Source organism: Mycoplasma sp. 888 (assembly GCF_035609225.1).
Lineage (GTDB): Bacteria > Bacillota_I > Bacilli_A > Mycoplasmatales > Metamycoplasmataceae > Mycoplasmopsis.
The window spans coordinates 26,238-39,949 of the sequence record NZ_CP141192.1; the positions used below are offsets into that span (position 1 = coordinate 26,238).

Genomic DNA, 13,712 nt, shown 5'->3' on the forward strand with positions numbered 1-13,712 from the left:
TATGAGTCAAAACAATACATATAATGCAAGTAATATTCAACAATTAAAAGGGCTTGAAGCTGTCAGAAAAAGACCTGGTATGTACATAGGTGGAACTGATGTACATGGGTTACATCACTTAGTTTGAGAAATTGTAGATAACTCAATCGATGAGGCACTAGCTGGTTATGCAACTGAAATAATTGTTACATTAAGAAATGATGATGGTGTTTCGGTTCAAGACAATGGACGTGGTATTCCTGTTGATAAAATTAAAGGTTCAACAAAAACAGCTGTAGAAGCTGCTTTTACTGAATTGCATACAGGTGGAAAATTTGATGATAGTGCATATAAAACATCAGGAGGTCTTCATGGTGTTGGAGCTAGTGTTGTTAATGCTTTATCAACAAAAGTTGTTGTCGAAGTTTCAAGAGATAAAAAGATCTATTTAACTGAATTTCAACAAGAAAAAATCCTTCAAAGAACTCACGAAGTAGGTGTATCTAAAAATACTGGAACAATAGTAACTTTCTGACCTGATTATCCACTTTTTAAAAGAGCTAAGTTAAGTTTTGACAAAATTTCAGAAAGGCTTAAAGAAAGAGCTTTCTTAATTTCTAATTTAAAAATAATCTTAAGAGATCAAAATACTGATAAAACAGAAATTTATGAATACACTAAAGGTCTTGAATCATTCTTAAACTTTTTAAATGATTCAAAAGATTTAGTTTCAAAACCTATTTCATTTCAAGATGAAAAAAGAGGCATCTCTGTTGATTTTGCTTTTCAATGAACAACTCAATATGAAGATACAATTCTGAGTTTTGTTAACAATGTTAAAACAAGTGATGGTGGTTCACATATGGTTGGACTAAAAACTGCATTTGTTAAATCAGTTAATAACTTTGTATCAAAAGAAAATGTAGTCAAAGGCCAAAGAATTTATGAATGAGCAGACATTAAAGAAGGACTTAGTTGTGTTCTCTCTTTAAAAATTCCTGAAAGTATTCTTGAATTCGTAGGTCAAACTAAAGATAAATTAGGGACTCCAGACGCTAAACCTGTTGTTGAGGAAATTGTCTTTAAATATTTAGATTCTTGATTAAGTGAACACAAAGAGCAAGCTAAATTAATCATAGATAAAATTGAATCTTCATATGATTTAAGACAAAAACAAAAATCATTAAAAGATGAAAGTAGAAAAACAAAGCAAACAGGTAAAGAAAAATTAATTTTAAGTGATAAATTAAAACCTGCAACTGGCAAAAATAATGAGCAAAATGAGCTATTTCTAGTCGAAGGGGATTCAGCTGGTGGTTCTGCAAAAAGTGGAAGAGACAGAAGATTTCAAGCTATCTTACCATTACGTGGAAAAGTCATTAACTCTGAAAAGAAAAAAATGGTTGAAGTTCTTGAAAATGAAGAAATCAACACAATTATTAATGCAATTGGAGCTGGATACGGTAGAGATTTTGATATTGAAAAATCCCAATATGGAAAAATAATCATTATGACGGATGCTGACACTGATGGTGCTCACATTCAACTTCTATTATTAACATTCTTTTATAGATTTATGAAACAAATGATTGAACAAGGAAAAATTTTCCTTGCACTTCCTCCATTATATAAAGTGACTCTTAAGAGCAGTAAAAAAATTCTTTATGCATGAGATGAAGATGATTTAAGTGATATGCTGGAAAATATAAAAGAATCATATGAACTCCAAAGATATAAAGGTCTTGGGGAAATGAATGCTGATCAATTGTGAGAAACAACTATGGATCCTAAAACAAGAACATTAGTTCAAGTAACAATCGAAGATGCTCTTATTGCTGAAAGAAGAGTTTCAGTTCTTATGGGAGAAAATGCTGAAAACAGAAGATATTGAATTGATCAAAATGTAAACTTTACACTTGAAGATAATTTCATTGAAAAATTAAACATATCTAATTAATCAAAATGATTTTTATAAAAAAACAATAAAATAAAGTTTTTTGCTATAATATCAAAGAATTTTATTTTTACTCTTTTTATAAAGACTAAATAAAAGTTTATAAACATTTATTACTTATAGAAAGGAAGAAATTATGTCAAGAAGAGACGTTTTAACAGGCAGAGGACCTCAATCAGGTAACAAACGTTCACACGCATTAAATGCTACAAAAAGAAAATTTAATGTTAACTTGCAAAAAGTTAGAGTTACAATAGATGGTCAAAAAATGACATTAAGAGTAAGTGCAAAAACATTAAAAACTCTTAAAAACAAAGGGTTAATTTAATCATTTCTCTAATACTATTAAATTTTTAAATTAAACATATATAATCAAAATAAATTACCTTGATCAAGTAATTTATTTTTTTTAAAAAAGCTTTGAATAAAAAAATAATAGTGTTATAATATTCTTGCTTTTGATAGCAAAGAAGTTCTTTGAAAACTAGATATATACAAGACATGACAAGTCAATTTTTTTCGAGAGTTTGATCCTGGCTCAGGATGAACGCTGGCTGTGTGCCTAATACATGCATGTCGAGCGAAGTTCTTTGAACTTAGCGGCGAATGGGTGAGTAACACGTACTTAACATGCCCTTTAGATTGGGATAACGATGAGAAATTATCGCTAATACCGGATACTTATATGGAACGCATGTTCTATATATAAAAGGAGCCTTAAAGCTTCACTAAAGGATTGGGGTGCGTAACATTAGCTAGTTGGTAGGGTAATGGCCTACCAAGGCTATGATGTTTAACGGGGTTGAGAGACTGAACCGTCACACTGGGACTGAGATACGGCCCAGACTCCTACGGGAGGCAGCAGTAGGGAATTTTCCACAATGGACGAAAGTCTGATGGAGCGACACAGCGTGCAGGATGAAGGCCTTCGGGTTGTAAACTGCTGTTATTTAGGATGAAAAAATAGTAGAGGAAATGCTATTATCTTGACAGTACTAAATCAGAAAGCAACGGCTAACTATGTGCCAGCAGCCGCGGTAATACATAGGTTGCAAGCGTTATCCGGAATTATTGGGTGTAAAGCGTCTGTAGGTTGTATGTTAAGTCTGACGTCAAAACTTGGGGCTCAACCCCAAATCGCGTTGGATACTGGCATGCTAGAATTGCATAGAGGTTAACGGAATTCCTTGTGAAGCGGTGAAATGCGTAGATATAAGGAAGAACACCAACATGGCGAAGGCAGTTAACTGGGTGCATATTGACACTGAGAGACGAAAGCGTGGGGAGCAAACAGGATTAGATACCCTGGTAGTCCACGCCGTAAACGATGATGATTAGCTAATAGTGATGAAGCTATTGGCGCAGCTAACGCATTAAATCATCCACCTGAGTAGTATGCTCGCAAGAGTGAAACTTAAAGGAATTGACGGGGATCCGCACAAGCGGTGGAGCATGTGGTTTAATTTGAAGATACGCGTAGAACCTTACCCACTCTTGACATCTTCCGCAAAGCTATAGAGATATAGTGGAGGTTAACGGAATGACAGATGGTGCATGGTTGTCGTCAGCTCGTGTCGTGAGATGTTCGGTTAAGTCCTGCAACGAGCGCAACCCTTGTCCTTAGTTAGATGATCTGAGGAAACTGCCCGGGTAACTGGGAGGAAGGTGGGGACGACGTCAAATCATCATGCCTCTTACGAGTGGGGCAACACACGTGCTACAATGGATGGTACAAAGAGAAGCAATACGGCGACGTGGAGCAAATCTCAAAAAACCATTCTCAGTTCGGATTGTAGTCTGCAACTCGACTACATGAAGTCGGAATCGCTAGTAATCGTAGATCAGCTACGCTACGGTGAATACGTTCTCGGGTCTTGTACACACCGCCCGTCACACCATGGGAGCTGGTAATGCCCGAAGTCGGTTATGTCAACTACGGAGACGACCGCCTAAGGCAGGACTGGTGACTGGGGTGAAGTCGTAACAAGGTATCCCTACGAGAACGTGGGGATGGATCACCTCCTTTCTACGGAGTACAATCAGCAATTTTATATTGCTATTCTAAATCTTTTTATTACGATAATTTTTGTCATGATATATCTAGTTTTGAGAGAATTTCTCTCTAATGTTCTTTGAAAACTGAATAGTTATAAAGATATTAATATAACAACGACATCAAAAATAAATTAAAGTCAATTTGTTTTGGATACCGAGTTATGAATTATTAGAAATAATAATTTATTAAAATGTCTTTGAATATATCAACAATAATAGGTTATATTGTTACAACTTTTAAATAAGTAAGAGTTTGTGGTGGATGCCTTGGGTCTGGAAGTCGATGAAGGACGTGATTACCTGCGATAAGCCTCGTGGAGCTGGATATAAGCTACGAAAACGGGGATTTCCGAATGGGGAAACCTAACTAGAGTAATGTCTAGTTGCTAAGGGATGAATATATAGTCCCTTTTGCGAGACACGTTGTGAACTGAAACATCTTAGTAGCAACAGGAAGAGAAAATAAAAAATGATTTCATCAGTAGCGGCGAGCGAACGTGAAAGAGCCCAAACCAATTTTTAATTGGGGTTGTAGGACTACTTACACAAAGTTACAAAATTTTGTTATAGCAGAATAGATTGGAAAGTCTAAGCACAGAAGGTGATACTCCTGTATGCGAAATAACAAAGTCTTTTAGTAGTATCCTGAGTAGGTCGGGCACGTGAAACCCTGTCTGAATCTGCCGGGACCATCCGGTAAGGCTAAATACTAATCAGACACCGATAGTGAACTAGTACCGTGAGGGAAAGGTGAAAAGAACCCCGGGAGGGGAGTGAAATAGAATCTGAAACCACTTACTTACAATTAGTCAGAGGCCGTTAATGGCTGATGGCGTACATCTTGCAGTATGGACCGGCGAGTTATGTTAACATGCGAGGTTAAGTAGATAAAAACGGAGCCGTAGAGAAATCGAGTCTTAATAGGGCGTTTAGTATGTTGATATATACCCGAAACCATGTGATCTATTCATGAGCAGGCTGAAGCTTGGTTAACCCCAAGTGGAGGGCCGAACCGTAGTACGCTGAAAAGTGCCCGGATGACTTGTGAATAGTGGAGAAATTCCAATCGAACTTGGAGATAGCTGGTTCTCCTCGAAATAGCTTTAGGGCTAGCGTGTGATGTTAAACTTTGATGGTAGAGCACTGAATATGGAATGGCCGCGTCTAGCGGTACTGACTATAATCAAACTCCGAATATCATTGTGTATTATCATGCAGTCGGAACCGGGGTGCTAACGTCCCGGCTCGCGAGGGCAACAACCCAGATCGTCGGCTAAGGTCCCAAAATTGTGTTAAGTCAGAAAGGTTGTGAGATTTCATAAACAACTAGGAGGTTGGCTTAGAAGCAGCCATCCTTTAAAGAGTGCGTAATAGCTCACTAGTCAAGAGATCTTGCGCCAATAATGTAACGGGAGTAAAACACAATACCGAAGCCACGGGTACATTTAGTACGTTAGAGGAGCGTTCTTATCGCAGTGAAGTCAGACCGTGAGGACTGGTGGAGCGTTAAGAAGTGAGAATGCCGGTATGAGTAACGATTTGAGGTGAGAATCCTCAACGCCTATTGGGAAAGGTTTCCTGGGGAAGGTTCGTCCACCCAGGGTTAGTCAGGACCTAAGGAGAGGCTGAAAAGCGTATCCGATGGACAACAGGTTAATATTCCTGTACTACCTTGATTTGTGATGGAGTAACGAAGGAGGATAACACTACCCATTATTGGATTTGGGGGTAAGTAGCAACTGGGGAGTTTAGTTAAATGCGAACTCTGTAACTGGGAGCTATGATGCATAGGTGGTTTCATCGAATTGTGTGATTTCATACTTCCTAGAAAAGCTTCTAAACTTTAAGGTCAATGGTACCTGTACCGAGAACGGACACACGTTCCCAAGATGAGTATTCTAAGGCGAGCGAGAAAACCAATGTTAAGGAACTCTGCAAATTAACCCCGTAAGTTCGCGAAAAGGGGTGCCAACTTTTAGTTGGCCACAGTAAATTGTGAGGGGCAACTGTTTATCAAAAACACAGCTCTCTGCTAAATCGTAAGATGATGTATAGGGGGTGAAGCCTGCCCAGTGCCCGAAGGTTAAGTGGATTTGTTAGCTTTACGCGAAGCATTGAAATGAAGCCCGGGTGAACGGCGGCCGTAACTATAACGGTCCTAAGGTAGCGAAATTCCTTGTCGGCTAAATACTGACCTGCACGAAAGGCGCAATGATCTCTCAACTGTCTCAACATTGGACTCGGTGAAATTATGGTCCCAGTGAAAACGCTGGGTACCCGCATCAAGACGAAAAGACCCCATGGAGCTTTACTACAACTTCGTATTGAAACTTGGCCTAACATGTGTAGGATAGGTGGGAGACAGTGATGCTAAGACGCCAGTCTTAGAGTAGTCAACCTTGAAATACCACCCTTGGTATGTTGAGTTTCTAACCTGCCACCGTTATCCGGTGGGGAGACAGTGCGTGGTGGGTAGTTTGACTGGGGCGGTCGCCTCCTAAAAGGTAACGGAGGCGTTCAAAGGTACACTCAATACGGTCAGAAACCGTATGAAGAGCGCAAAGGTAGAAGTGTGCTTGACTGCGAGACCTACAAGTCGAGCAGGTGCGAAAGCAGGACTTAGTGATCCGGCTGTACGTCATGGAACGGCAGTCGCTCAACGGATAAAAGTTACCCTGGGGATAACAGGCTTATCTTGCCCAAGAGATCACATCGACGGCAAGGTTTGGCACCTCGATGTCGGCTCATCGCATCCTGGAGCTGGAGTCGGTTCCAAGGGTTTGGCTGTTCGCCAATTAAAGCGGTACGCGAGCTGGGTTCAGAACGTCGTGAGACAGTTCGGTCCCTATCTGATGTGGGCGTTGGAATATTGATGAGAGCTGCTCTTAGTACGAGAGGACCGGAGTGGACGTACCGCTGGTGTTCCAGTTGTTTCGCCAGAAGCACAGCTGGGTAGCTAAGTACGGAAGGGATAACCGCTGAAAGCATCTAAGTGGGAAGCCTCCTCAGAGATAAGTATTCCCTTGAAATTCCTTGTAGACTACGAGGTTGATAGGATGGAAGTGTAAGTGTAGTAATATATTCAGCTGACCATTACTAATAAATTGATAGGTTTAAAAGTATATTAAGATGTATTCAGACATTTTAATGAATTATTAAAATAACTATTCAGTTTTCAAAGAATATTTAGCACCTTAATGGTGTTTTTTATTTTCAAAAAAATATAAAAAAAATTTCATAAAAATATTTTTTATATTATAATAATAACGCAACTAATGATTGTTGGAGAAGTAGCTCAGCTTGGTAGAGCACTACATTTGGGCTGTAGTGGTCGCAGGTTCAAATCCTGTCTTCTTCACCATTTATATGGGGGGTTAGCTCATTTGGCTAGAGCGCCTGCCTTGCACGCAGGAGGTGGTGGGTTCGAATCCCATACTCTCCACCATATATGGCACTGTAGCTCAGTTGGTTAGAGCATCCGGTTCATACCCGGAAGGTCAAGAGTTCGAATCTCTTCGGTGCTACCAAATTACGGACCTATAGCTCAACGGTTAGAGCAACCGGCTCATAACCGGTCGGTTACAGGTTCGAATCCTGTTAGGTCCACCATACGGGTGATTACCCAAGTCCGGCTGAAGGGACTAGTCTTGAAAACTAGCAGGGGCTTCACGGCCCGCGGGGGTTCGAATCCCTCATCACCCGCCAATAACAGGAGATACATAGCAGAGTAGAGCAGCGGTAGCTCGTCGGGCTCATAACCCGAAGGTCGAAAGTTCAATTCTTTCCTCTGCAACCAAAACGGTCCAGTGGTAAAGTGGTTTAATACGCCTCCCTGTCACGGAGGAGATCGCGGGTTCGATCCCCGTCTGGACCGCCATTATGGCCTTGTAGCTCAGTAGGTAGAGCAACAGATTGAAGCTCTGTGTGTCGCTGGTTCGATTCCTGCCGAGGCCACCAAAAATCCTCTAATTTGTTAACTTGTTAAGTTAGTAAATTAGAGGATTTTCTTATATAATTTAATTTATTTATAATTAATTTGTAATTTAACAACAGGGGGAGAAAATATGGACTTCAAAAAGACTTTAAATATGCCGCAAACAAGCTTTGAAATGAAAGCTAATTTAATTGAAAAAGAAAGCAAATATAGAGAAAAGTGATATCAAAATAACATATATCAAAGAATATTAGAAGAATATAAAGATAATATATCTTTCATTTTGCATGATGGTCCACCATATGCTAATGGAGATTTACACGTAGGTCATGCTTTAAACAAAATATTAAAAGATATAATTGTGAGATGAAAAACTTTAAATAAATATTACTCTCCATTTGTTCCTGGATGAGATACACATGGATTACCTATTGAACATAAAATGCTTTCAGAAAGTAACCTTAAGAAAGAAGAAATTTCGCCACTTGAATTAAGAATTAAAGCGAAAGCTTATGCATTGGAACAAGTCGAAATTCAGAAAGAACAATTTAAACAATTACAACTTTTTTCAGATTTTAAAAAGTATTACATCACTTTAGATAAGAAATATGTAGCTAAACAATTAGAAGTCTTTTCTAAAATGATTTTAGATGGTTTAGTATATAAGGGGCTTAAACCAATTTATTGATCTCCTACTTCACAAAGTGCTTTAGCAGAAGCTGAAGTTGAATATAAAGAAGTAAGAAGTCCATCATTATATTTAAAACTAAGAGTTGTAAGTAGTAACTTCGACAAGATCCATAAAGGTGATGATATCGTTGTTTGAACAACTACTCCTTGAACATTATTAGCTAACTCAGCAGCTGCCGTAGGGCTTAAAATTAAATACGTTAGAGTTAAAGTTGAAAATGATACTCTAATTTTTTCAGAAGAATTATTTAAAAAATATGCTGAGAAGAATGAAATTTATGAATATGACATTCTAGATGAATTTTATGGGCACGAAGTTATTGATAAAAATATTTTATATTTCACACCAATCACTCGTTTATTAGCTCCGTTAGTTGTTGGTCATCATGTTACTGAAGAAACTGGTACAGGTATTGTTCATATCGCTCCTATGTTCGGAGAAGACGATTTTTTAATTGGACAAAGATTTAATTTAGAACAAATTATGCACGTTGCAGATGATGGAACTATCTTTGGAACAGGTACTGATTTTGATGGTTTATTTTATGATAGTGCAAACAGACCTATTGTTGAGTTTTTAGATAATAAAGTTATGAAATTGGAGTTTATGAAGCACTCATATCCACATGATTGAAGAACTCACAAACCAATTATTTATAGAGGGACACCTCAATGATTTGTTTCTATTGATAAAATTAGAAGAGACATTTTAGAAAATATTGAAACAAAAGTTTCAACATACCCAGAATGAGCTAAAACAAGATTAAGAAATATGATCGCAGAAAGAGGTGACTGAACCATTTCAAGACAAAGAACTTGAGGCGTTCCAATCATTATCTTTTATGATGAACATAAAAATCCTGTAATCGATAAAGAACAATTTGATTTCACAATTAATCAAGTTTTAGAGCACGATATGAATATCTGATGAGAATGAGATACACAAGACTTATTGCATCCAAAATACAAAGGTAGAGAATTCACAAGAGAAATGGATATTATGGATGTTTGATTTGATTCTGGTGTTTCATTTACTGCTGTTGATATTGATGAGCGTTACAAAGCTCCGTATGACTTATATTTAGAAGGAATTGATCAATACAGAGGTTGGTTTAACTCATCTATCATTAACTCAGTTGTATATCAAAAAACAGCTCCATATAAGCAAATTGTTTCACACGGTTTTGTTTTAGATAAGAATGGCGACAAGATGTCAAAATCATTAGGAAATGTAATTAAACCTATTGATGTTGTTAAAAAACGTGGTGCAGATATATTAAGATTATGAGCAGCTAATAGTGAATATACAAATGATGTAAATATTTCAGATGATATTCTAGATCAAAATACTGAAATCTACAGAAAAATAAGAAATACTATTAGATTTATGTTAGGTAATTTATCCGGTTTTAAATATGATTCTAATATTCAAAAAACAGATGTTCATGCAGTTATTTCAGAACAATTAAATGAATTAAAATTAAACATTAAAAAAGCTTATGATGAATATAAATTCATTAATGTTGTTAAATTATTAAATAACTATATTGTTGACTTATCTGGATTCTATTTATCAATTACTAAAGACATTCTTTATATAAGAAAATCGAACGATCCAGAAAGATTAATGGTTCAATCCAACTTATATGAAATCGTAGACTTCATTATTAAAGCAATTGCTCCTATTTTACCTACAACAGCTGAAGAAGCATATGAACACTTTAATAAAGCTATAAAGTACGACTCAATAATGTTTGATGCATTTGATTTTAATAATGTTACAGTTAATAAATCATTAATTGAACAATTTGATGAATTCTTCCAATTACGTGCTGAAGTAAATGCTAAAGTTGATAACTTAATTAAAGAAGGTACAATTAAGAGAATTAATGAAGCATATGTTAAATTACCAAATTCATTATCAGACTTTATTAAATCACTTGATTTAAAAACTTTATTAATGGTAGGTAAAGTATCATTTGATTCAAATGATGAATCAGAAATTACAACATTTGATTCTGAAAAATGCCAAAGATGTTGAAATCATTTTGAAAAATCAGAGATGATAGATAATTTATGTAATACATGTTATGAAATTGTAAAAGATTGGGAAGATAAATAATTATGAATAATCAAGAACAACAAAATAAAACTTTTGATACTAAAATAGTTGAACACTTCAAAGTAAATTGAAAATCGATTTTAACTGCATATGTAATATTATTCATTCTTTTTGCAATTTTCTTAACAATAGACCAATTAACAAAAACTTTTCTATTTAAACATGGTGATGTTTTAAGATTAAGACCAGATGGCCAAGCTCCTTTACCAGATGGAACATACATTTTTCCTGAAAATATTTATCCATCAAATTCTGATGAATGACAAAATTTTGGTTTATTTGGAATTAGATCCATTTGACATAAAGGTGTTACGTTCATGAAGACAACTGATATTGCTTTAATTCAAGGATTAAGCTTTATGGTGGTTGCATTTATCCTAATATTGCCTTTATTCTTCACTAAGAAATCTTTATACTATTCGATCCCATTAGGTATCTTATTAGCAGGAGATTTCGGAAATGCGTTAGATAGAATTTTATTTAACGGTTATGTAAAAGATATGTTTTACTTACCTTGAGCAGATAAAGGCACATTCAATCTAGCTGATACTTTTGTATTTGCTGGTATTATAGTATTCGTTATTATTTCAATTACAATGTGAATTAAAGAAGCACGTGATGAGAATAAAGATTTAGAATACGAAGCTAATATTTATATACGTAATAAATAATTCAGTAATTAAAAAAACATCTCAACATTGTTGGAATGTTTTTCTTCTACTAATTTCGTAAATTCATAGTGTTAAATTTAATTAACTAATCAATGAATGTAAGTGATGAAATTTGTGTTTCATTAGAGATCAGAATTTTTCAAAAAAAATTTAAAAAATATTTTTGTTTTTATTTATCAGTGTTATAATATATGCAGTGGTTATAGCAAAGGGGATCACCTGAATCCATTCCGAACTCAGTAGTTAAGCCCTTCAGTGCCGAAGATAGCTTTACAGTGAAAATAGGGAGCCGCTGCTTTTTTTATACTTTTTTTAAAAAAATGTTATATTAAAAGCAGTAAAAAGTTCAAATTTCACAAAAAATAAGTGCTAAAAAACACTTTTTTATTTTTTGGTATAATAATTACATATTATTTAAGGGAGGTGAAAATGATTCACAATGATTTGACAAAACAAGATGTTTTTTCACATTTAGATAACTCAAAAGGTGTAAAACTTTTAGTATTTTATGCAGATTGATGTGGCCCATGTAAAATGTTATATGCAAACACATTAACTGAATTAGACAAAAAAGATAATGTCGAAATATTAAGAGTTAATATTGATAAAAATGGAGATTTTGCAAAAGAGATGAATGTTACAAGTATTCCATATATTCAAATTTACAAAGATGCAAAATATGTAACTGCACTTTCAGGATATTTACCATATTCAGAATTAAAATCTGTTTTAGACAAAATGTCAAAAGAGTAATAAAAAAATGGTGCCAACAACTGGACTCGAACCAGCGACCCCTTCCTTACCATGGAAGTGCTCTGCCTGCTGAGCTATGATGGCACATTTAATAAGTTAATTTTATCAATAAAATTAAAAAAGCAACATAATTAAATGTTGCTTTTTGTTTTAGAACAATCCTCCAAGACCACCTAAACCACTTGTCCCACCATTTTTGAATTTATTAGTAATATCAACCATTCTTTTTTGCATTGATTCAAACTCATTAAGTAGTTTATTGTATTCTTGAACACTTCTTCCCGAACCTTTTAAAATTCTTTCTTTTCTAGATGCTTGTTTTAAAAGTTTAGGATTTTTTCTTTCTTTCTTAGTCATTGAAGACATTAAGATTTGGTAAAGTTGCATTTTTTCTTCAGCTTTATCTAAGTCTTCTTCATTAATTTTATTTGATAAAGAACTAGGAAGCATTTTAAGTAATTTTGAGAATTTACCTAATTTCTTCATTTGCTTAATTTGATCCATTAAATCATCAAGGTCAAATTTACCTGAAAAAATTCTTTCAACCATATTTTTTGCTTTATCTTCATCAATGTTATCTTGTGCATGTTCGATAAGTGATAAAACATCACCCATTCCAAGAATTCTATCAGCCATACGATTAGGGTGAAATAAATCAATATTAGATGTTTTTTCACCTGTACCAATGAATCTGATAGGCACATTTAGTACTTGACGTAAGCTTAATGCGGCTCCACCACGTGCATCTGAATCAAGTTTTGTAATAATTAAACCTGATAAGCTTAAGTTATCATTGAATGTTTGAGCAACATTAACAATGTCTTGACCAGACATAGCATCAGCAACAAAGAATATTTCAGATGGATGAGCAATTTGTTTAATGTTTTTAAGCTCTTGCATCAACTTCTCATCAATTGATAAACGACCGGCTGTATCGATAATAATTAAGTCATTTTTATTGGCATTAGCTTGTTTTAATGCATTAGTTACAATTTCTTCTGCAGGAACTTCGACACCCTGCTCATAGTAATCAACTTGAATACTCTTTGCTAAAGTTACTAATTGTTGCACAGCAGCCGGACGATAGATGTCAGCTGCAACAACAAGTGGATTATTTACGAATTTTTTCTTTCTAAGATAGTAAGCAATTTTAGCTGTTGCTGTAGTTTTCCCTGAACCTTGTAGTCCACACATCATAATGATATAAGGTTTTTTTGTGATTGAAATTTCGGTAGTTTTTCCACCTAAAATATTTACAAGTTCATCGTGAAAAATTTTAATCATTTGTTGTGATGGGTTTAATTTGCCTATAATTTCAGATTCTAAAGCCTTTACTTTAACATTATTAATAAACTCTTTAACAACCCTTAAGTTAACGTCAGCTTCAAGAAGTGCTAATTTTACGTCTTTAGTTACTTCTAAAATATCAGCTTCATTTAGAGTTGTTTTTTTTGACATTTTTACAATACTTTTTTGTATTCTTTTCTCTAAAAAATCTAACATAGTCATATTATAACATTAAAAACTTTTTATATGCTTTTCTCAAACGTACTA

At 35.1% G+C, this 13,712-nt stretch carries 6 protein-coding genes, 9 tRNA genes and 3 rRNA genes; 16 read left to right on the top strand and 2 right to left on the bottom strand.

Annotated elements, in window-relative coordinates:
* Position 1 precedes the first annotated feature (1 nt).
* The 16 genes from U5U50_RS00145 to U5U50_RS00220 all read left to right on the top strand — a co-directional run bounded on the left by U5U50_RS00145 (position 2) and on the right by U5U50_RS00220 (position 12,158).
* On the top strand, positions 2-1,936 hold the full coding sequence (locus U5U50_RS00145) for a DNA topoisomerase IV subunit B (RefSeq protein WP_324672809.1): 1,935 nt from the start codon (positions 2-4) through the stop codon (positions 1,934-1,936).
* A gap of 133 nt (positions 1,937-2,069) precedes the next feature.
* Positions 2,070-2,261, top strand: a complete 192-nt coding sequence (gene rpmB, locus U5U50_RS00150) for a 50S ribosomal protein L28 (protein WP_323188685.1) — start codon at positions 2,070-2,072, stop codon at positions 2,259-2,261.
* 187 nt (positions 2,262-2,448) lie between these two features.
* Positions 2,449-3,959: ribosomal RNA gene (locus U5U50_RS00155) — 16S ribosomal RNA — on the top strand.
* 264 nt (positions 3,960-4,223) lie between these two features.
* Positions 4,224-7,109 (top strand): 23S ribosomal RNA (locus tag U5U50_RS00160).
* The 16S and 23S rRNA genes sit together here with 8 tRNA genes alongside, the layout of an rRNA operon.
* Before the next feature lie 163 nt (positions 7,110-7,272).
* A tRNA-Pro gene (locus tag U5U50_RS00165) sits at positions 7,273-7,349 on the top strand.
* A gap of 7 nt (positions 7,350-7,356) precedes the next feature.
* Positions 7,357-7,433: transfer RNA gene (locus U5U50_RS00170), tRNA-Ala, on the top strand.
* A gap of 5 nt (positions 7,434-7,438) precedes the next feature.
* A tRNA-Met gene (locus U5U50_RS00175) sits at positions 7,439-7,515 on the top strand.
* A 6-nt stretch (positions 7,516-7,521) separates the two neighbouring features.
* Positions 7,522-7,597: transfer RNA gene (locus U5U50_RS00180), tRNA-Ile, on the top strand.
* Between the two features lie 3 nt (positions 7,598-7,600).
* A tRNA-Ser gene (locus U5U50_RS00185) sits at positions 7,601-7,693 on the top strand.
* Positions 7,694-7,709: 16 nt separating this feature from the next.
* A tRNA-Met gene (locus tag U5U50_RS00190) sits at positions 7,710-7,784 on the top strand.
* Positions 7,785-7,788: 4 nt separating this feature from the next.
* Positions 7,789-7,865: transfer RNA gene (locus U5U50_RS00195), tRNA-Asp, on the top strand.
* Positions 7,866-7,869: 4 nt separating this feature from the next.
* Positions 7,870-7,945, top strand: a tRNA-Phe gene (locus tag U5U50_RS00200).
* A 107-nt stretch (positions 7,946-8,052) separates the two neighbouring features.
* Entirely contained in the window at positions 8,053-10,734 is a 2,682-nt protein-coding gene (gene ileS / locus U5U50_RS00205) for an isoleucine--tRNA ligase (RefSeq protein ID WP_324672811.1), read from the top strand.
* A gap of 2 nt (positions 10,735-10,736) precedes the next feature.
* Positions 10,737-11,405: a signal peptidase II gene (locus U5U50_RS00210; RefSeq protein WP_324672814.1), complete on the top strand. Its 669-nt coding sequence runs from the start codon at positions 10,737-10,739 to the stop codon at positions 11,403-11,405.
* Positions 11,406-11,597: 192 nt separating this feature from the next.
* Positions 11,598-11,703: ribosomal RNA gene (gene rrf, locus U5U50_RS00215) — 5S ribosomal RNA — on the top strand.
* A 131-nt stretch (positions 11,704-11,834) separates the two neighbouring features.
* A complete protein-coding gene (locus U5U50_RS00220; protein WP_324672816.1) occupies positions 11,835-12,158 on the top strand; it encodes a thioredoxin family protein in 324 nt (107 codons plus the stop codon).
* An 8-nt stretch (positions 12,159-12,166) separates the two neighbouring features.
* Here the strand turns inward: U5U50_RS00220 and U5U50_RS00225 are convergent.
* A tRNA-Thr gene (locus U5U50_RS00225) sits at positions 12,167-12,242 on the bottom strand.
* A gap of 66 nt (positions 12,243-12,308) precedes the next feature.
* Positions 12,309-13,667, bottom strand: a complete 1,359-nt coding sequence (gene ffh, locus U5U50_RS00230; protein WP_324672818.1) for a signal recognition particle protein — start codon at positions 13,665-13,667, stop codon at positions 12,309-12,311.
* Between the last annotated feature and the right edge of the window lie 45 nt (positions 13,668-13,712).